17 protein-coding genes and 1 riboswitch are annotated in these 19,515 nt (G+C 72.9%); of the genes, 12 read left to right on the plus strand and 5 right to left on the minus strand.

Annotated elements, in window-relative coordinates:
- Positions 1 to 15: 15 nt before the first annotated feature.
- Positions 16 to 145: riboswitch (cobalamin riboswitch) on the plus strand.
- Between the two features lie 59 nt (positions 146 to 204).
- Together cobN and bluB are read left to right on the plus strand one after the other, a co-directional pair.
- Positions 205 to 3,903: a cobaltochelatase subunit CobN gene (gene cobN, locus NYE39_RS16535; RefSeq protein ID WP_341013326.1), complete on the plus strand. Its 3,699-nt coding sequence runs from the start codon at positions 205 to 207 to the stop codon at positions 3,901 to 3,903.
- Positions 3,896 to 5,671, plus strand: a complete 1,776-nt coding sequence (gene bluB, locus NYE39_RS16540; RefSeq protein WP_341013327.1) for a 5,6-dimethylbenzimidazole synthase — start codon at positions 3,896 to 3,898, stop codon at positions 5,669 to 5,671. The genes cobN and bluB overlap by 8 nt, the downstream gene beginning before the upstream one ends.
- Positions 5,672 to 5,683: 12 nt before the next feature.
- On the opposite strand, the gene cobF is transcribed toward bluB, so the two are convergent.
- Together cobF and NYE39_RS16550 are read right to left on the minus strand one after the other, a co-directional pair.
- On the minus strand, positions 5,684 to 6,490 hold the full coding sequence (gene cobF / locus NYE39_RS16545; RefSeq protein ID WP_072624202.1) for a precorrin-6A synthase (deacetylating): 807 nt from the start codon (positions 6,488 to 6,490) through the stop codon (positions 5,684 to 5,686).
- The gene (locus NYE39_RS16550; protein WP_192911750.1) at positions 6,487 to 7,992 is read right to left on the minus strand and encodes a cobyric acid synthase; all 1,506 of its coding nucleotides are present in this window, start codon (positions 7,990 to 7,992) and stop codon (positions 6,487 to 6,489) included. Before NYE39_RS16550 ends, cobF begins: the two co-directional genes overlap by 4 nt.
- A 38-nt stretch (positions 7,993 to 8,030) precedes the next feature.
- Between NYE39_RS16550 and NYE39_RS16555 the strand changes: the two genes are divergently transcribed.
- Positions 8,031 to 8,636, plus strand: a complete 606-nt coding sequence (locus NYE39_RS16555) for a histidine phosphatase family protein (protein WP_072624204.1) — start codon at positions 8,031 to 8,033, stop codon at positions 8,634 to 8,636.
- A gap of 112 nt (positions 8,637 to 8,748) precedes the next feature.
- On the opposite strand, the gene NYE39_RS16560 is transcribed toward NYE39_RS16555, so the two are convergent.
- Positions 8,749 to 9,033, minus strand: coding sequence for an alpha/beta-hydrolase family protein (locus NYE39_RS16560; protein ID WP_072624205.1), 285 nt, complete (start codon positions 9,031 to 9,033; stop codon positions 8,749 to 8,751).
- A 163-nt stretch (positions 9,034 to 9,196) separates the two neighbouring features.
- Between NYE39_RS16560 and NYE39_RS16565 the strand changes: the two genes are divergently transcribed.
- On the plus strand, positions 9,197 to 10,117 hold the full coding sequence (locus NYE39_RS16565; RefSeq protein WP_341013328.1) for an endonuclease domain-containing protein: 921 nt from the start codon (positions 9,197 to 9,199) through the stop codon (positions 10,115 to 10,117).
- Between the two features lie 98 nt (positions 10,118 to 10,215).
- Here NYE39_RS16565 and NYE39_RS16570 read toward each other — a convergent pair whose 3' ends face one another.
- Together NYE39_RS16570 and NYE39_RS16575 are read right to left on the minus strand one after the other, a co-directional pair.
- Positions 10,216 to 11,118, minus strand: a complete 903-nt coding sequence (locus NYE39_RS16570) for an aminoglycoside phosphotransferase family protein (protein ID WP_072624207.1) — start codon at positions 11,116 to 11,118, stop codon at positions 10,216 to 10,218.
- Entirely contained in the window at positions 11,115 to 11,966 is an 852-nt protein-coding gene (locus NYE39_RS16575; RefSeq protein WP_341013329.1) for a hypothetical protein, read from the minus strand. The genes NYE39_RS16570 and NYE39_RS16575 overlap by 4 nt, the downstream gene beginning before the upstream one ends.
- A gap of 85 nt (positions 11,967 to 12,051) precedes the next feature.
- On the opposite strand from NYE39_RS16575, the gene rimP reads away from it, so the two are divergent.
- The 8 genes from rimP (at position 12,052) to truB (ending at position 19,514) form a co-directional block, all read left to right on the plus strand.
- The gene (gene rimP / locus NYE39_RS16580) at positions 12,052 to 12,624 is read left to right on the plus strand and encodes a ribosome maturation factor RimP (RefSeq protein WP_072624209.1); all 573 of its coding nucleotides are present in this window, start codon (positions 12,052 to 12,054) and stop codon (positions 12,622 to 12,624) included.
- 1 nt (position 12,625) lies between these two features.
- Entirely contained in the window at positions 12,626 to 13,723 is a 1,098-nt protein-coding gene (gene nusA / locus NYE39_RS16585) for a transcription termination factor NusA (RefSeq protein WP_072624210.1), read from the plus strand.
- A gap of 29 nt (positions 13,724 to 13,752) precedes the next feature.
- Positions 13,753 to 14,130, plus strand: coding sequence for a YlxR family protein (locus tag NYE39_RS16590; RefSeq protein ID WP_072624211.1), 378 nt, complete (start codon positions 13,753 to 13,755; stop codon positions 14,128 to 14,130).
- A 63-nt stretch (positions 14,131 to 14,193) separates the two neighbouring features.
- The gene (gene infB / locus NYE39_RS16595) at positions 14,194 to 16,995 is read left to right on the plus strand and encodes a translation initiation factor IF-2 (protein ID WP_192911755.1); all 2,802 of its coding nucleotides are present in this window, start codon (positions 14,194 to 14,196) and stop codon (positions 16,993 to 16,995) included.
- A 150-nt stretch (positions 16,996 to 17,145) separates the two neighbouring features.
- The gene (locus NYE39_RS16600) at positions 17,146 to 17,574 is read left to right on the plus strand and encodes a DUF4190 domain-containing protein (protein WP_072624212.1); all 429 of its coding nucleotides are present in this window, start codon (positions 17,146 to 17,148) and stop codon (positions 17,572 to 17,574) included.
- Between the two features lie 239 nt (positions 17,575 to 17,813).
- Positions 17,814 to 18,077, plus strand: a complete 264-nt coding sequence (locus NYE39_RS16605) for a DUF4190 domain-containing protein (protein ID WP_192911756.1) — start codon at positions 17,814 to 17,816, stop codon at positions 18,075 to 18,077.
- 67 nt (positions 18,078 to 18,144) lie between these two features.
- Positions 18,145 to 18,597, plus strand: a complete 453-nt coding sequence (gene rbfA, locus NYE39_RS16610; RefSeq protein ID WP_072624214.1) for a 30S ribosome-binding factor RbfA — start codon at positions 18,145 to 18,147, stop codon at positions 18,595 to 18,597.
- On the plus strand, positions 18,594 to 19,514 hold the full coding sequence (gene truB / locus NYE39_RS16615; protein ID WP_072624215.1) for a tRNA pseudouridine(55) synthase TruB: 921 nt from the start codon (positions 18,594 to 18,596) through the stop codon (positions 19,512 to 19,514). The genes rbfA and truB overlap by 4 nt, the downstream gene beginning before the upstream one ends.
- The last annotated feature ends 1 nt before the right edge of the window (position 19,515 follow it).

Here is a 19,515-nt window from a genome sequence, read left to right on the forward strand (position 1 = left end):
CACAGCGCTGCCGCGCTACTGCGGGCCCCCGGTAGGCTGCCCGCAACCGAGCAGCGCGGAACCCGGTGCAAGTCCGGGACGGTCCCGCCACTGTGAGCGAAGCCCCCTTCGCGAGTCAGACACGCTCTGTCGGCCGGCCTGCACGAGACCGTGCGGGTCCCTCCCTTCGATCGCGGGGCGCGGACCCCCGCCAAGGAGCCAGACGTGACCACCGTCGCCCTGCTGTCCACCTCCGACACCGACCTGCTGAGCGCGCGCAGCGCTGGCGTCGACTACGTCGTCGGCAACCCGGCCCGCCTCACCGACGAGCAGATCGCCGAGCGCGTCGCCGGTGCCGACATCGTCGTCGTGCGCTACCTCGGCTCCCCGCAGGGGCTGTGGGAGGGCTTCGCCGACCTGCGCTCGGCCAGCGCCCCGCTCGTCGTCCTCGGCGGCACCCAGGAGCCCGACGCCGCGCTCATGGAGCTGTCGACGGTCCCGCCCGGCACCGCCGCGGAGGCCCACCGCTACCTGGCCGAAGGGGGACCGGCCAACCTCGCGCAGCTGCACGCCTTCCTCGGCGACACCCTCCTGCTCACCGGCGAGGGCTTCGAGGCGCCGCAGGCGCTGCCCCAGTGGGGCGTCCTCGAGCGCGACGAGCCCGCCGCCCTCGACACCTCCGGCAGCGACACCCGTCGTCCCCGCGTCGGCGTCCTCATCTACCGGGCCCAGTACGCCGCCGGCAACACCGACTACGCGCACGCGCTCGCCGACGCGATCGACGCTGCCGGCGGCCAGGGCGTCGTCATCCACTCCGCCTCGCTGCGCGACGCCCCCGACGGTCTGCTCGAGCACCTCGGCACCCTCGACGCGCTCGTCACGACGGTCCTCGCGGCCGGCGGCACCAAGCCCGCCACCGCCGGCGCCGGCGAGGACGACGAGGCCTGGGACGTGGAGAAGCTCGCCGCCCTCGACATCCCGATCCTCCAGGGCCTGTGCCTCACCTGGGGCCGCGCCGACTGGGAGGAGTCCGACGACGGCATGAGCCCGCTCGACGTCGCGACCCAGGTCGCCGTCCCCGAGTTCGACGGCCGCCTCATCACGGTCGCCTTCTCCTTCAAGGAGTTCGACGACGAGGGCCTGCCGCACTACGTCGCCGACCCCGAGCGCGCCTCCCGCGTCGCCGGCATCGCGGTCAACCACGCGCGCCTGCGCTCGACGCCCGTCGCCGAGCGCAAGATCGCCGTCGTCCTCTCGGCCTACCCGACGAAGCACTCCCGCCTGGGCAATGCCGTCGGCCTCGACACCCCGGTCTCGACGATCCGCCTGCTGCGCGCGATGCGGGAGGCAGGCTACGACCTCGGTGACGGCTTCGTCGGGATGGACCCGCTCCCTCCGGTCGAAGGCGAGGCCGCTGACACGACGTCGGGCAATGCCCTCATCCACGAGCTCATCGCCGCCGGTGGGCAGGACGAGGAGTGGCTCACCCAGGAGCAGGTCGAGGGCGCGCAGGTGCGCATCCCGGCCGCGCGCTACCGGGAGTGGTTCGACGCCTTCCCCACCGACCTGCGCGAGGCGATGACCGAGCACTGGGGCGAGGCGCCCGGCGAGGTCTTCGTGCGGGACGTGGGTCGAGGTGCGACGGAGGAGCCTCGAGAGCAGGAGATCGTCACCGCGGCGCTCGTCCGCGGCAATGTCGCCCTGCTCGTCCAGCCGCCCCGCGGCTTCGGCGAGAACCCCATCGCGATCTACCACGACCCTGACCTGCCGCCGACCCACCACTACCTCGCGACCTATCGCTGGATCGAGGAGGAGTTCGGCGCCCACGCGGTCGTCCACGTCGGCAAGCACGGCAACCTCGAGTGGCTCTCCGGCAAGAACCTCGCGATGTCCGCCTCGTGCGGCACTGACGCTGCCCTGGGCAACCTGCCGCTCGTCTACCCCTTCCTCGTCAACGACCCCGGTGAGGGCACGCAGGCCAAGCGCCGTGCCCACGCGACGATCGTCGACCACCTCGTCCCGCCGATGGCCCGCGCCGAGTCCTACGGCGACATCTCTCGCCTCGAGCAGCTCCTCGACGAGTACGGCAACGTCTCGGTCATGGACCCGGCCAAGGCGCCGGCCCTGCGTGGCGAGATCTGGCAGCTGCTGCACGCCGCGCAGATGCACGTCGACCTCGGGCTGGGCGACGACGTCGACCTCGACGACGCCGACGGCTTCGACGACCTCGTCATGCACGTCGACGGCTGGCTCTGCGAGATCAAGGACGTCCAGATCCGCGACGGCCTCCACGTCCTCGGCCAGGCGCCGCAGGGCGAGGAGCTGGTCAACCTCGTGCTCGCGGTCCTGCGGGCCGCGCAGGTCTTCTCCGGCCAGGTCGGGTCCGTCCCGGGCCTGCGGGCGGCGCTCGGCCTCGCCGAGGACGCCTCGACCACCGAGACCGATGCGGTCGAAGGGAGGGCCCGTCACCTCGTCGAGGCCCTCGCCGCCGCGGACTGGTCCCCTTCTGCCGCAGGCGATCTCGTCGCGCAGCACGAGCCCGATCTCGCCCCGGAGGCGGCCGCGGAGGTCACCCGGGTGCTCGAGTTCGCCGCGACCCAGGTCGTGCCGCGGCTCGCCGCGACCGAGCGCGAGCTGCCGATGGTGCTGCACGCCCTCGACGGCGGCTACGTCCCCGCGGGGCCGAGCGGGTCCCCCCTTCGCGGCCTCGTCAACGTCCTGCCCACGGGGCGCAACTTCTACTCCGTCGACCCCAAGGCGATCCCATCGCGGCTGGCCTACCAGACCGGCACGGCGATGGCCGACTCGCTGCTCGCGCGCTACCGCGAGGAGACCGGCGAGCTGCCGACCTCGGTGGGCCTGTCGATGTGGGGCACGAGCGCGATGCGCACCTCCGGCGACGACATCGGCGAGGTGCTCGCGCTGCTCGGCGTGACCCCGGTGTGGGACGAGCAGTCCCGCCGCGTCACCGGGCTCGAGCCGATCCCGCTCGCCGAGCTCGGCCGCCCGCGCATCGACGTCACCGTGCGCATCTCGGGCTTCTTCCGCGACGCCTTCCCGCACGTCATCGCCCTCATCGACGACGCCGTCGCGCTCGTCGCCGGTCTCGACGAGGCCCCCGAGGACAACCACGTGCGCGCCCACACGGTCGCCGACCTCGCCGAGCACGGTGACGAGCGGCGCTCTCGCACACGGATCTTCGGCTCCAAGCCCGGCTCCTACGGAGCGGGCATCCTCCAGGTCGTCGAGTCGGGCAACTGGCGCAGCGACGACGATCTCGCGCAGGTCTACACCGCGTGGGGCGGCTACGCCTACGGCCGCGACCTCGACGGTGCACCGGCCGCCGAGGACATGGAGCGGACCTACCGCCGCATCCAGGTCGCGGCGAAGAATGTCGACAACCGCGAGTCAGACATCCTCGACAGCGACGACTACTTCCAGTACCACGGCGGCATGGTCGCGACCGTCCGAGCGCTCACCGGGGCCGAGCCCAAGGCCTATGTCGGCGACTCGACCTCGCCCGACGCGGTGCGCACCCGCACGCTCCAGGAGGAGACCAACCGCGTCTTCCGCTCGCGCGTGGTCAACCCGCGCTGGATCTCGGCGATGCAGCGCCACGGCTACAAGGGCGCCTTCGAGCTCGCGGCGACCGTCGACTACCTCTTCGGCTTCGATGCGACGGCCGGCGTCGTGCACGACTGGATGTACGACCGGATCGCGCAGGACTACGTCCTCGACGAGACCAACCAGGAGTTCATGCGCCGGGCCAACCCGTGGGCGCTGCGCGGCATCGTCGAGAAGCTCACCGAGGCCGCCGACCGCGGCCTGTGGGAGGAGCCCGACCCCGAGGTCGTCCGGGCGATGCAGCAGGTCTACCTCGACATCGAGGGCGACCTCGAGGACGACGGAGCCTCCGGTGCCTGAGGAGCGACGTAGTGGGTCCCACGCGCCGCGTGGGCGCCTCGAAGGCGTCAGGTACGCCCGCCCGGTCCCGACGATCGGTGACACGAGCAGCGCGGCGCAGCGCCGCGAGGACCCCTCCGGGTGGGCGATGGGCGCGGCGGTCACCGAGGCCCTCGCCGCGGTCGTCGCGGGGCGTCGTGACATCCGGCGCTACCGGCCGGACGCCGTGCCGGAGGATCTGATCACGGCCGTTCTCGAGGCGGGGCACCGGGCGCCGAGCGTCGGTCACTCGCAGCCGTGGCGCTTCATCGTCGTCACCGACCCGGCGACCCGTGACCGGGCCGCCGCGATGGCCGACAGGGCGCGGGTCGACCAGGCCGCGCACCTCGCCTCGGAGCGGGCGGCGCGCATGCTCGACCTCAAGCTCGAGGGCCTGCGCGAGGCCCCCGTCGGCGTCGTCGTCGCCTGCGACCGGCGCACCCCGGCGACGGGCGTGCTCGGCCGGGCGACCTTCCCCGACGCCGACGTCTGGTCGTGCGCGACCGCGATCGAGAACATGTGGCTCACCGCCCGCGCCCACGGCCTGGGCATGGGGTGGGTGACGCTCTTCGACCCCGACGAGCTCGCCGACCTCCTCGGCCTGCCCGAGGGCGTCGTCACGCTCGGCTGGCTCTGTCTCGGCTGGCCCGACGAGCGCCCGCCGTCGCCTGGTCTCGAGCGCGCCGCCTGGTCGAAGAAGACCCCGCTCGAGCAGGTCGTCCTGCGGGAGCGCTGGCCGGCCGACGAGGGCGCGCCCCAGCAGCCGGTCTCGCACCTGCGCGGGCCCGAGCCGGACCGGCTCGTCGGCGCGACCGACTCCGCCGACGAGCTGCTCTCGCCGCCGGAGTCGCTCGGCGTCCTCGACCGCGCACTCAACCGCGTGCTCGCCGTCGGTGCCCAGGACGTCACCGGCGGCACCCTCGTCCTCGCCGGCGCGGACCACCCGGTCACGGGCCTCGGCGTCAGCGCCTTCCCCGCAGCGACCACCCACGACGTGCTCGCCGCGACCGTCGCCGGCACCTCGCTCGGTGCCGCCACGGCGAAGGGAGCCGGGCTCGCCGTCGTCGGGGTGGACGCCGGTGTGTCCCAGGCGGTCCCGGGTGCGCACGGAGCCCGACCAGCGGGGGAGCGGGGCGACCTCGCGTCCACGGAAGCCATGACGCTCGCCGACGCCGCCGCCCTCGTCGCCGCCGGGCGCGAGATCGGCACCGAGGCCGCGGCCTCCGGTCTGGTCTGCCTGGGCGAGGTCGGCGTCGGCAACACGACCGTCGCCGCGGCCCTCGCCTGTGCCCTCCTCGACCTCGAGCCTCAGGACGCCGTCGGCCTGGGCTCCGGCTCCGACGCCGACATGGTCGCCCGCAAGCGGGAGGTCGTGGCCGCTGCGGTGGCGCGTACGCAGGGTGAGCGGGACCCCCTTCGCCTCCTCGCGATGGTCGGTGGACCCGAGATCGCCCTGCTCACCGGCGTGGCGCTCGGGGCCGCGGCCGCAGGTGCACCCGTCGTGCTCGACGGTCTCGCCGCGTCGTTGCCCGGCGTCATCGCCGCGCGCCTCGAGCCGGCCGCCCAGGCCTACCTGCTCGCCGGACAGGTCAGCCGCGAGCGGGCCCACGCGCTCGTCCTGCGCGAGCTCGGTCTGGAGCCGCTGCTCGACCTGCGCCTGCGCTCCGGCGAGGGCGTCGGCGCCTGCCTCGCGGCCTCGATGGTGCTGCAGGGCCTCGCCGTGCGCCGCATCGCCGCCCGCACCCGCTGACCCTGCATTGCCCTACGGCAATGCAGGGGTGAGTGCATAGACGTCCATGACCCAGCCGTGCTCCTCGCGCAGATCGGCGCGCAGCTGCACGATCTCGTCGATGACGTCGGCGAGGCGCCCGGCGCGCAGCTTCTGCTGCGGCATGCCGACGTAGGCGCCCCAGTGGATCACCGTGTCGGGGTGGGTCGCGGCGAGCTCGCGGCAGTGCAGGTGCCCGTCGAGCATGACGACGACCGTGCCGAGCGTCAGGTCAGCGGCCTCTGCGGCGCGCCACTCGTCGACGAGGCGGCGGCCGGTCGTGATGTGCACCGGTTCGCCGACGCGGTGCAGCACGACGCCGTGCGCGGCCGCCAGGGTCTGGAAGGCCGAGATGCCCGGGATGACCCGCACCCGCGTAGGGATCCGCTCGCCGATCGCGTCGACGACCCGGATCGTGCTGTCGTAGAAGGCGGGATCACCCCACACGAGGAAGCCCACCACCGCGTCGGCGGGCAGCTCGTCGATGATCCGCACGTAGGCGTCGGTGCGGGCGGCGTGCCAGTCACGCACCCCCTGCGCGTACTCCGCGGAGTCGCGGTCGGCGTCGGGCCCGCGCTTCGGGTCCGGCACGGTGACGAACTCGTAGGCGTGGTCGGCGGGGATGAAGCGGTCGCAGATCGCGCGGCGCACGGCGACGAGCTCGTCCTTGACCCCACCCTTGTCGGCGACGAGGAAGACGTCGACCTCGGCCAGCGCCGCGGCCGCCTCGGCGGTCACGTGCTCGGGTGAGCCGGCCCCGATGCCGATGAGGTGGATGCGGCGAGGGGCCTTGGTGCTCAACGGCCTTCCTTTGCGATGGCGATGACGGCGTCGACGTCGACGTGCGTCTCCAGGGCGTCGGCGAGGATGTCGATCATCCCTTCACGACGAGCGGCGAAGGGGGTCGCCCCGGGGGCCGCGGACCACCGCGCCCCGGTCGTCGCGGCCACGTCGTCGAGCAGGGCGCGACGGTAGGCGTCGCACTCTAGCGTCCCGTGCCAGATCGACCCGCGGACCGCTCCGACCGCGTGCCCGCCGGGGAAGTCCTCGCCGCCGCTCGGCGCGACGACGCCGTGGTGGATCTCGTAGCCCTCGACGCCGTGCCCGCGCCAGCTCCCGCTCGGGCGGGCGAGCACCTTGTCCTCGTGGAAGACGACCCGACCGGGCAGCAGGCCAAGGCCCGGGACGCTTGCGGCAGAGGTGGTCTCGCCCCCCTTCGTGGCTCCTGCGTCGCACCTCAGGACATCGCCTTCGACCCCGTCGTCGACGATCTCGTCGAGGAGCATCTGGTAGCCACCGCAGATGCCGAGCACCGGCGCACCGCGAGCGGCCCGCTCGAGGACGACGTCGGCGAGGCCGGTGCGCCGCAGCCACGCGAGGTCCGAGGCCGTCGCTCGGGATCCGGGCAGGACGACGAGGTCGGCCTCGCGCACCGCATCGGCATCGACCGTCACCCGCACGTCGACGCCGGGCTCGGCGGCCAGCGCGTCGACGTCGGTGCCGTTGGAGGTGCGGGGCAGGCGCACCACCGCGACCGACAGCCGGCGGTCGGCGGGCACGCCGTCCTCGGCGTCGCCCCAGGCGCCCATCGACAGGGAGTCCTCGGAGTCGAGCCACACCTCCTGCAGCCACGGCAGGACCCCGAGCGAGGGCATGCCGGTGCGGCGGGTGATCTCGGCCAGCCCCGGCTCGAGGACCGACGCATCGCCGCGGAACTTGTTGATGACATAGGCCGCGAGCAGCGGTCGGTCCTCGTCGGACACGAGCGCCCAGGTGCCGTAGAGCGCAGCGAGCACGCCGCCGCGGTCGATGTCGCCGACGAGCACGGTCGGAAGCGAAAACCGTTGCGCCAGACCGAGGTTGACGTAGTCGCCGGCGCGTAGGTTGATCTCGGCGGGGGATCCGGCGCCCTCGCACACGACGAGGTCGTGCTCGGTCGCGAGCTCCTCGTAGGCGGCGAAGGCCGCCTGGGCCAGGTGCGCCCGACCGGTCGCGTACTCGCCGGCCATCAGCTCGCCGGCGGGCCGTCCGCGCACGACGACGTGCGCGCGACGGTCGCTGCCGGGCTTGAGGAGTACGGGGTTCATCGCGGAGGTCGCCTCGACGCCCGCGGCCTGCGCCTGGAGGTACTGCGCGCGACCGATCTCGGAGCCGTCGTGGCAGACCATCGAGTGGTTGGACATGTTCTGCGCCTTGTAGGGCGCGACCGACAGTCCTCGTCGAGCGAGGGCTCGGCACAGCCCGGTCACGACGAGGGACTTGCCCGCGTCGGACGAGGTGCCGGTGATCAGGAGTCCGCTCACGGACCGACACTCTACGGTTGCCCACTAGCGTGGGGCCCGTGAGCCCGACGCACGTGCACCTCATCCGTCACGGGCAGTCGACGTGGAACCGTGACGGACTGGTCCAGGGTGCCCACGAGGGGCCCAACCAGGCCCTGCTCACCGACACCGGGCGGGGCGACGCGGCGCGCGCCGGCATGGCCCTCGCGGCCCGGATCGGCCCGCCGCGCCGCGAGCACTCCCTCCCGCTGTGGAGCAGCGACCTCGTGCGGGCGCTGCAGACCGCCGAGATCATCTCGGTCGCCTTGCGCCCCATGGGCTGGAGCGCCTCGGTGCGCAACGAGCCCGGCCTGCGCGAGCAGGCGCTCGGCCACCTCGAGGGCGAGCGCACCGACTCGCTGAGCGCGGTCCCCGTGCCCGAGGGGCAGCACATCAGCGAGGTCCGCTGGGGAGAGGGCGGCGAGTCGATGCAGGAGGTCTTCGACCGGGTCGGCGACTGGTTCGCCCCGGCCCTCATCGAGCAGCCCGACCACCTCGTCGTCGTGAGCCACGAGCACACGATCCGCGCGGCACTGGCCTGGCTGAGGTCGCGCTCGCACCGCGACATCGACTGGGACGAGCCGATCACCCCCGGCTCCGTGACGACCCACGACGTCGTCGACTAGCTCGTCGACGAGCACGTCGCGAGCCGATCGGCCTGCTCCGGGCCGTAGCGGTGACCGCTGCCGTCAGGCACCTCGAGCGGCCCGACGAAGTCCGCCGCGCTGTGCACCGCGCTCACGACGGGCAGCCACCGCTGGGCCCCGTCGGGCGGCACGACGACGTCGCGCAGCGACGCGCGTGGACGACCGGGTCGTCGAGGTTGGCGACCGAGACCTCGCGCGGCAGCCCGACGCGGTGCCCGCTGGGTGTTCCCGTCCACAGCACCGAGCACACCGATCGCGGGCGCTCGGCTCCCGAGCCGCTGGAGACCGCCTGCCCCGCCGTCGCCCCGAGGCTCTCACCGACGACGTGCACCTCGGGCCGCTCGTGCACCAGCATGTTGTCGACCCGCTCGGTCACCGGGCAGCGTTGATGTCACCGGGCAGCGTTGATGTCACCTGGTTGCCCGGAGAGGGACAACCAGGTGACAGCAACGCCGACAGGCTCGGGCCCGGGCGATTCGGGGCCACCGGGCTGTGGAGAACTCCGCGGCCCCCACCACGATCCCGGTCACGATGTGGGCATGCATCCGATCATCCGGGCCGCGCTCGACGCGGGTGATGGCACCGCCAGCAGCGCCGATCTGCACCGGCGCGGGGCGAGTCGCCGCGATGTCGAGCGGGCCATCGGTGCGGGCGACCTGGTGCGGGTCCGCCGCAATGCGCTCGTCGAGGGCGAGCGCTGGCGGGAGACCAAGCCGTGGGATCGCCATGACCTGCGCGCCCGAGCCGTGGTCCGCGCCCTCGGCCACAAGCCACCGCTGGCCCTCACCCACCACAGCGCCCTGGCGGTGCGCGGTATCGACGTCCACGGGGTCGACGACCGCGTGCACGTCGCACGCATCGGGTCGGGGCGTGGGCGCACGGACACGGGTCTGGCGAGCCACCGGCCTCTCGATGAGTCCCTCACATCGGTCCATCGGGGCCTGCTGACCGTCATCCCGGCCGTGGCCTGCGTCCAGGTCGCCAGCCACTTCGGAGGGGAGGCTGGCCTCGTGAGCGCCGACCACGCTCTGCACCGAGAGGTGATGACCCGCGCCGACCTCGACGCGGCGATGGTCGCCCTTCGACCGTGGCGGTGGTCGCGTGAGCCCGCCAAGATGCTCGCCCTCGTGGACGGCCGCGCGGAGTCAGGTGCGGAGTCCCGCACGCGATGGGCACTGCGGACGCTGGGCTTGCGGATGCCGACGCCCCAGGTGGAGATCTTCGACGACGCCGGTGAGTTCGTGGCGCGGGTCGACTTCCTCTACGAGGACATGAAGCTCGTCATCGAGGTCGACGGTCGCAAGAAGTACGAGAAGGCGCAGGACCTGTGGGACGAGAAGATGAGGGAGGACCGTCTCCGGGCGCTGGGATATGTCGTCGTCCGACTGACGTGGGCAGATCTGGACGACCTCACGGTCGTGCGCGCCAAGATCCAGCGTGGGCTGGCCCTGGCTGCCTGACGGCGTTGCTGCCACCTGGTCCCCCTTCTCCGGGCAACCAGGCGGCGTCAACGCCGACAGGTGACACCAACGCTGTCGAGTGACCCCGCCGGGACCCCTCAGTCGCCCAGCGCCTTGACGAGCGTCACCGCTCGCGAGACCGCCTCGGCGTCACCGTCCTCGACACCCCAGATCGCACCCACCATGGCCCGCAGCGCACTGACCGCCCGCACGAGGTCCTCGTCGAGCCCCGTGACATCGCACACGACCTCGACCCGGCGCCGCACCGACCAGCGCAGCGACGGGCCGGTGCCCATCTCCGCCCACCGGTTGGTGAGCAGGGGAGCGACCTCCCACGCGGGGTGGCCGACGAGCGGCTTGGGGTCGATCGCCACCCAGTCGGTGCCGTCGGACAGGACGTTGCCGTAGTGCAGGTCCCCATGAAGCAATCGCGCAGCAGACTCCTCGGTCCCGAGCGAGCGAAGGGAGGACCGCGCCTGCTCGACGTATCGCCGTGGCACCCGCCGGGCGGCCGGCCGGTCGAGGATCTCCCCGACCCACGGCACGAGTGCCGGCAGCTGCGGCAGCGGGTCGACGTGCAGGTCGGAGTAGAGCCCGGCGACGACCGCGACGGCCTCCTCGTCCCACTGCTCGGTGAGGTCCTCGCTCGTCAGCCGCTCGAGCAGCAGCACCGACCGACGCGGGTCGGCCCGCAGCAGCCGTGCGGCGCCACGTCCGTCCCACGCCCGCAGCGCCAGGTGCTCCCCGTCGGACTCGCGGTGCGGCCAGCCGAGCTTGAGCACGGCCCGGCCGTCGGGCCGGCGCACGGGCAGCACGAGCGAGCAGTGGCCGGTCATCGCGCCGTCGTCGACTGTCAGCTCCCACTCGGCGAGGACCTCGGCGACGAGGCGGGGGAGGGCGGCGACCCAGTCACCGCCGGCGGGACCCCCTTCGGCAGCGAAGCCCGCGACTCGCGCCGCGAAGTCCGCCGGCACGAGGGCCGCGGCGTCCTCGACCCTCATCCGGTCGCGGTCGTGTCCCCGTAGAGCACGGGGACCGGCTGGGCGAAACGCGGTCGGGACAGGCGCTCGGCCGTCACCATCCACGTGACCGTCTCGAGGGCGGCGTCGCGGTCGTCGGCGAGCCCGTCGAAGCAGGCGCCGTAGGCGACCAGGAGCTTGCCGAAGGACTCGGTGCCCCACTCCATCGCCTTGCTGCCGCGCAGGTCGTCGGGCCGCTCGTAGCCGAGGGTGGCGCTGCCGACGTGCTTACCGGCGGCCGTGGTCTGGCGCACGGCCAGCCCCTCGAGCTCCGTGCCCGTGTCCAGCACGGCCTTGGACACGGTCGTGGAGGAGCGGGCCGCGATGAGGTCGAGGGCGTACATCGTCGCCCGGGTCGCCTCGAGGGCGTCGGCGGCGATCTTGCCGGCGGTCCAGGCCTCGGCCGGGGGAGTGGTCCACAGCCGTGGCTTGTCGCCGAGCGGGCTGGTGATGCGGTGGGTCGCGGTGAGCCGGCCGACGAGCCCGAGCATGCCGGCGCCGCACTCCCGCACCGCCGCCTCGAAGGCCGCCGCCGTCTCCGCGTCGCTCGCCGGCGCGCTCGCGTCGGCGATCACGCTCTCGGGTACCTGGGCCTCGACGAGGACCTCGCGCAGCAGGTCGGCGCGCTGCGTCGCGTGCTCCTCGCCCCCGGCCTCGAGGGCCCCGAGGACCGCGAGCAGCGCCTGCTCCGCGGGGATCGGCTCCCGCCGCGGGACGAAGGGGAGGTCCGGCGCGTCGTCCTCGAGCCGGACCCCGCACCCGGTGAGCGCCGTCGTCGCGACGGCGAGGGCGCCGGTGAGCATGAGTCGGCGGCTGGGTCGTTCGGGCACGTGGTCGATCTTCGCACGCCGCGCCCGGCGCCGATCATGACTAGAGTGTGCGGCCAGCACGGCAACTCCACACGGAAGGCTTCCCATGGGTTCGGACCAGGACATCCTCGAGCAGGTGTCCGACGCGTTGGGTGACGACTTCACCGTGGCCGCAGTGGCCGTCACGCCCGCCGGCAAGCGCCGCGTCGCGCGGATCACCGTCGAGCGGCCGGTCGCCGACCCCGTCGGTGACACCCCCGTCGAGCCGCTGACGCTCGACGAGATCGCCGACGCGACCCGGCTCGTCAGCGACGCGCTCGACGCCAGCGACGTCATGGGCAGCCAGCCGTACACCCTCGAGGTGAGCACCCCGGGCACCGACCGACCGCTCACCGAGCCGATGCACTTCCGCCGCACCGTCGGTCGCCTCGTCGAGGTGACCCTTCGAGGCTCGGCCGCGGACGGCCTCGCACCTCAGGGAGCGAAGGGCGACGGCACCCAGATCACCGGCCGGGTCCTCGCGACGACCGCCGATGGGGTCGACCTGCACGTCAAGGGCACCAAACGGTACGCCCCGCACACCCAGCACATCCCCTTCGCCGAGATCTCCAAGGGCGTCGCCCAGGTGGAGTTCACGCGACCCGACACCACGCCGGCCCCCGGCGAGACGGAGGACTGACATGGACATCGACATCCACGCCCTCAAGGCGCTCGAGCGCGAGCGCGAGATCCCCTTCGACGTGCTCGTCGACGCGATCGAGGCGGCGCTGCTCGGGGCCTACCACCGCACCGAGGGGGCCTACAAGAACGCCCGGGCCGAGCTCGGCCGCAAGGACGGCCACGTCGTCGTGTGGGCCCGTGAGGAGCACGTCGTCGAGGAGCAGGTCCCGGTCGAGGCGGGCGAAGGGGAGGAGCCTCCCGTCGACGAGGAGGGCGCCCCCCTCATGCGCACCCGCACGCGCCGCGAGCTGGGTCCGGAGTTCGACGACACCCCCGACAACTTCGGCCGCGTCGCCGCGGCTACCGCGCGCCAGGTCATCACGCAGCGCATGCGTGACCTCGAGGACGAGGCGATCCTCGGCGACTTCCGCGGCCGCGAGGGCGACATCGTCGCAGGCGTCATCCAGCAGAGCTCCAACCCCCGCAACGTCCTCGTGGACTTCGGCACGGTCGAGGGGGTGCTGCCCTCCTCGGAGCAGGTGCCCGGCGAGGTCTACAACCACGGCGACCGGATCCGCGTCTACGTCGTCTCGGTCAAGCGGGGCCTGCGCGGTCCCGAGATCACCCTCTCGCGCACCCACCCCAACCTCGTCCGCAAGATCTTCGCCATGGAGGTCCCCGAGATCGCCGACGGCTCGGTCGAGATCTCGGCGCTCGCCCGCGAGGCCGGTCACCGCACGAAGATCGCCGTGCACTCCAAGGTGCCGGGCCTCAACGCCAAGGGCGCCTGCATCGGGGCCATGGGTGCCCGGGTGCGGGCGGTGATGGCCCACCTGCAGGGCGAGAAGATCGACATCGTCGACTGGTCCGACGACCCGCAGCGCTTCATCGCCGCCGCGCTCTCGCCCTCCAAGGTCGAGTCGGTGACGGTCGTCGACCCGAAGCTGCGCTCGGCCCGCGTCGTCGTGCCCGACTACCAGCTGTCCCTGGCCATCGGCAAGGAGGGGCAGAACGCCCGTCTCGCGGCCAAGCTCACCGGCTGGCGCATCGACATCCGACCCGACACCGCTCCGGACTCCAGCGGGGGCGTCGCCGTCCCCGGCCAGCCGGAGGGGTGACGAGGTCAGACGGCACAGGGGCTAGACTGATGGGGATCGACCGGACTGGACTCCAGTCCGACCCACCCGTCTCGGGTCCGGTGAGGACCTGCATCGGGTGTCGCGGACGGGATAGCCGGTCGACTCTGCTGCGCATCGTCGTGGAGACGGACGACCGAGGCATCGCCACGGCCGTCCCCGATCCTCGGCGGCGTGTGCCGGGTCGTGGGGCATGGCTCCACGCCGACATCGCCTGTCTGGACCTCGCCGTCCGGCGGCGGGCCCTCTCTCGAGCGTTCCGACGCCCGGTCGAGGCGACCGACGCCCTTCGTGCCTGGATCGAGCAGATGGCGCAGTCGCAATCCGTACGTACAGCAACCGAGAGCGGGTTTGACGCTGATGAGCACCCGATGAGTACTCAGCAATGAGCATTCACCTCAACTGACGACGGTCCGCGCCTTCTCTCAGGTACGGACCAGAGAAGGAGAAACGTGGCCAAGGTCCGTGTCCACGAGCTCGCCAAGGAGCTCGGGGTTTCCAGCAAGGCCCTCCTCGCCCACCTGGGCGACATGGGGGAGTTCGTGAAGTCGGCGAGCTCGACGATCGAGGCGCCGGTCGTGCGTCGGGTCAAGGACAACCCGCCCGCCGCCGACCCCAAGGCGAAGAAGGCGGCGGCCAAGCCGGCCGCCAAGCCCGGCCCCAAGCCGTCGGCAGCCGAGCAGCCCGCCGCGCCGACGCCCGGCCCCAAGGCCGCGCCGACGCCAGGCCCCAAGCCGACGCCTGCCGCGCCCGAGGCGCCGGCGGCACCCGAGGCCCCCGCGGCCGCTGAGGCTCCGGCGGCTCCTGAGGCACCCGCAGCGCCGGCCGCGTCCGCGACGCCCGGCCCCAAGCCCCCGACGCCCGGCCCCAAGCCGGCCCCGGCCAAGCCTGCCGCGCGCGGCGGTGGCCCGCGTCCGGGCAACAACCCCTTCGCCTCCAGCCAGGGGATGGGGACCCGTCGTGGCGAAGGGGGTGGCTCCGGCGGCGCCCGCCCCGGCAACAACCCCTTCGCGTCCAGCCAGGGCATGCCGCGCCCCGGCCAGCGTCCCGGTGGCCCGCGCCCCGGTGGCGCCGGTCAGCGTCCGGCTGCCGCGGGCGGCGGTCAGGGCGGTCCGCGCCCGGCCGGTCCCCGTCCCGGTGGCGCCCGTCCCTCGCCCGGCATGATGCCGTCGAGCTCGGCCGTCCCGCGGCCGGGTGAGCGTCCCGGTGGCCGTGGTGGCCCCGGTGGCGGTCGTGGTCGTCCCGGTGGCGGCCCCGGTGCCCGTCCCGGTGGCGGCCCCGGTGGCGGTGGCTACCGCGGTGGCCCCGGCGGTCGTGGCGGCACCCAGGGTGCCTTCGGTCGCGGTGGCGGCAAGCGCAAGCAGCGCAAGAGCAAGCGCGCCAAGCGGGCCGAGTTCGAGCAGATGCAGGCGCCGTCGATCGGCGGCGTCATCGTCCCCCGGGGCGACGGCTCGACCGTGGTGCGCGTGCGTCAGGGCGCCTCGATGACCGACTTCGCGGACAAGATCAACGCCAACCCCGCGTCCCTGGTCACCGTGCTGTTCAACCTCGGTGAGATGGCCACGGCCACGCAGTCGCTCGACGAGGAGACCTTCCAGCTCCTCGGCGCCGAGCTCGGCTACGACATCCAGATCGTCTCGCCCGAGGAGGAGGAGCGCGAGCTCTTCGACTCCTTCGACATCAACCTCGAGATCGGGGTCGACGCCGAGGACGAGGAGGACCTGGTGGCCCGCCCGCCGGTCGTCACCGTCATGGGTCACGTCGACCACGGCAAGACGCGTCTGCTCGACGCGATCCGCAACGCCGACGTCGGCTCCGGCGAGACCGGTGGCATCACCCAGCACATCGGTGCCTACCAGATCCACACCGAGCACGACGGCAACGAGCGCGCGCTGACCTTCATCGACACCCCGGGTCACGAGGCCTTCACGGCCATGCGTGCCCGTGGTGCCAAGGTCACCGACATCGCGATCCTCGTGGTCGCGGCCGACGACGGCGTCATGCCGCAGACGATCGAGGCGCTCAACCACGCCCAGGCGGCCGACGTCCCGATCGTCGTCGCGGTCAACAAGATCGACGTCGAGGGCGCCGACCCGGCGAAGATCCGCGGCCAGCTCACCGAGTACAACCTCGTGGCCGAGGAGTACGGCGGCGACACGATGTTCGTCGACGTCTCCGCCAAGCAGGGTCAGAACATCGACAGCCTGCTCGACGCGGTGCTCCTCACCGCCGACGCGGCGCTCGACCTGCGGGCCAACCCCGATCGCGACGCCCGTGGTGTCGCGATCGAGGCCAACCTCGACAAGGGTCGCGGTGCCACGGCGACCGTCCTCGTCCAGTCCGGCACGCTGCACGTCGGTGACGCGATCGTCACCGGCTCGGCCTTCGGTCGTGTGCGCGCCATGCTCGACGAGCACGGCAAGCAGGTCGACGAGGCGGGCCCGTCCCGTCCGGTCCAGGTGCTCGGTCTCTCCTCGGTCCCGCGGGCCGGCGACACCTTCGTCGTCGCCCCCGACGACCGGACCGCGCGCCAGATCGCCGAGAAGCGTGAGGCCGCCGACCGTCAGGCCAGCCTGGCCAAGGCGCGCAAGCGGATCAGCCTCGAGGACCTCGACCAGGTCATCGCCGCGGGCAAGATCGACACCCTCAACCTCATCCTCAAGGGTGACGTGTCGGGTTCGGTCGAGGCCCTGGAGGACGCCCTGCTGCAGATCGACGTCGGCGACGACGTCGACCTGCGGATCATCGACCGCGGCGTCGGCGCGATCACGCTCAACAACATCAACCTCGCCATGGCCTCGGACGCGATCATCATCGGCTTCAACGTCCGCGCCGAGGGCCAGAACGCCGAGGTCGCCGAGCGCGAGGGCGTGGAGATCCGCTACTACGGCGTGATCTACCAGGCCATCGAGGAGATCGAGCAGGCGCTCAAGGGCATGCTCAAGCCGGAGTACGAGGAGGTCGAGCTCGGCACGGCGGAGATCCGTGAGGTCTTCCGTTCGAGCAAGTTCGGCAACATCGCCGGTTCGATCGTGCGCAGCGGCGAGATCAAGCGCGGTTCCAAGGCGCGCATCACCCGCAACGGCGTGGTGCTCACCGAGGGCCTCGAGCTCACCGGCCTGCGTCGTTTCAAGGACGACGTCACCGAGGTCCGTGAGGGCTTCGAGTGCGGTATCAACCTCGGCAGCTTCAACGACGTGCAGGAGGGCGACCTCATCACCACGTACGAGATGCGCGAGAAGCCGCGCGACTGACGCGCTCCCGTGCCGACGGCGCCGTCCCCTCTGGGGGCGGCGCCGTCGTCGTGTCCCGATGGGGAGTTCTCCCCGTGTCGCAAGCGCTGCGCAGGGTCGCCGTCCGACTAGGGTGGTCCCGTCCACGTACTCGACACTCAGGGGAGCGACATGACGACGCCACCTCCTCCGCCCGGTGGCGGGGGCAACCAGCCCTACGACCCGTCCGCGAGCAACACCGGCGCGGGCTCCATGCCCGGTCAGGGCTCGGCGCCCGACTACGGCTCGGCCCCCGGCCAGCCGCCCCAGGCTCCGCCGCCGGCTCCCGGTGGCTTCCCCCAGGGCGGTGAGGACAAGGCCAAGACGATGGCGATCATCTCCCTCGTCACCGGCGGCATCGGCCTGCTGTGCTGCACCTGGTTCGTCTTCTCGATCGCCGCGATCATCCTGGGCATCCTGGGCAAGAAGGCACCGGGTAGCGCCGACAGCCACAAGAAGGCGCAGATCGGTCTCATCCTCGGCATCGTCGGTGTCGTGCTCGGTGTGATCATGTGGCCGGTGCTCATCGCCACCGGCTCGCTCGACGTCTACACCAACTGAGGCTCGATCTCACAGGTGAGGGCCCCCGGTGCCGACGCACCGGGGGCTCTCGTCTCACGCCACGACACAGGACTTCACCATGAGCATGCCTCCCCCTCCGCCCGGCTACGGCACCCTCCCGCCGGACCCCAATGACCCCTACCGCGGTGCCGCGGGCGGCCAGCCCCCGGGTCAGCCGCCGGTCGGCCCGCCCCCGCCGATGCCCTACCCGCAGGGCGGCCCGCCCGGGCGCACCGGCAATGCCCGCACCCCTCGGCATCATCTCGGTCATCGCCGGGGCCGTCGGCGTCCCCTTCGCCTGCTGCTGCTGGTTCATCGGCTGGATCCCCGCCGTGGCCGCCGTCGGCACGGGGATCGCCGGGCTGAGCCAGCTCAAGCGCGAGCCCGACAGCGACGCCAAGCCCTTCCTCATCGCCGGGATCGTCCTGGGTGTCGTCGGGCTGCTGCTCACCGTGCTCTCGCTCGTCTTCGGCTTCGCCAACGCCGTCTACAACGAGTACTGAGCCGACCGCGGGCCGGGTCGCATACCGTAGGGGTGTCCCCACCCCAAGCCCCTCACGGAGGTGTGCCATGGCCGACCCGGCCCGCGCCCGCAAGATCGCCGACCGCATCCAGGAGCTCATCGCGGCCAACCTGCAGCAGGTCGTCAAGGACCCCGACCTGGGGTTCGTGACGATCACCGACGTGCGGGTGACCGGTGACCTCCAGCACGCCTCGGTCTTCTACACCGTCTTCGGCGACGACGCGCAGCGCGAGCGCAGCGCCGAGGTCCTCGAGGCCAACCGCGGCAAGCTGCGCTCCTTCGTCGGCAAGCAGCTGGGCATCCGGCTGACGCCGACGCTGGAGCTGATCCCCGACGCCCTGCCGGAGAGCGCATCGCACATCGACGACCTGCTGCGCTCGGCGCGCGAGCGCGACGAGGACCTGGCTCGTTCCCGCAGCGGCGCTCAGCCCGCCGGCGACGCCGACCCCTACCGGACCACCGAGGAGGGCGAGGGGACCTCCCCTTCGACCGAGGCGTGAGCGAGGGCCTGGTCGTCGTCGACAAGCCGGCTGGCTGGACCAGCCACGACGTCGTCGCCCGCGGCCGCCGGCTCTACCGGACCAAGAAGGTCGGCCACGCCGGCACCCTCGACCCGATGGCCACGGGCGTCCTCGTCCTCGGCGTCGGGCGGGGGACCAAGCTGCTCACCTTCCTCGTCGGCGCGGACAAGACCTACACCGCGACGATTCGGCTCGGGCAGGCGACGATCACCGACGACGCCGAAGGGGAGATCACTGACCTCGGCGAGGTGGCCGGCATCGACCGGGCTGCGATCGACGCGGCCGTCACCCGGCTCACCGGCGACATCGAGCAGGTGCCCAGTGCGGTGAGCGCGATCAAGATCAAGGGCCAGCGCTCCTACCACCGCGTCCGCGCGGGGGAGGAGGTCGACCTGCCCGCACGTGCGGTGACCGTCTCGCGCTTCGACGTGCTCGACGTGCGCCCGACCGAGGCCGACGGCCACCCGGTGCTCGACGTCGACGTGGTCGTCGAGGTCTCCTCGGGCACCTACGTGCGGGCCCTCGCCCGCGACCTCGGCGCCGACCTCGGCAGCCGGGGTCACCTCACCGCGCTGCGCCGCACAAGGGTGGGTGGCCTGACGCTCGAGCACGCCCACACCCTCGACGAGCTCACCGCCCTGCGCGAGAGCGGCGGCGACGACGCGGTGCTGCCCATCACGCCGCTCGAGAAGGCGGCCGCGGCGGCCCTGACGACTCGGGCGCTCACCGACGACGAGGCCCGCGCCCTGGGCTACGGGCAGCGCATCGCCAGCGCCGAGCCGGGCCGGGTCGAGCCCGTCGCGGCCCTGTCGCCGACCGGCGAGCTGGTCGCGGTGCTCGACGAGAGTCGGGCCCGTGCCCGAGCCCACGTCGTCTTCGCCCCCGCCAGTTCGTAGA

It is taken from the genome of Janibacter sp. FSL W8-0316, from assembly GCF_038004165.1.
GTDB lineage: Bacteria > Actinomycetota > Actinomycetes > Actinomycetales > Dermatophilaceae > Janibacter > Janibacter indicus.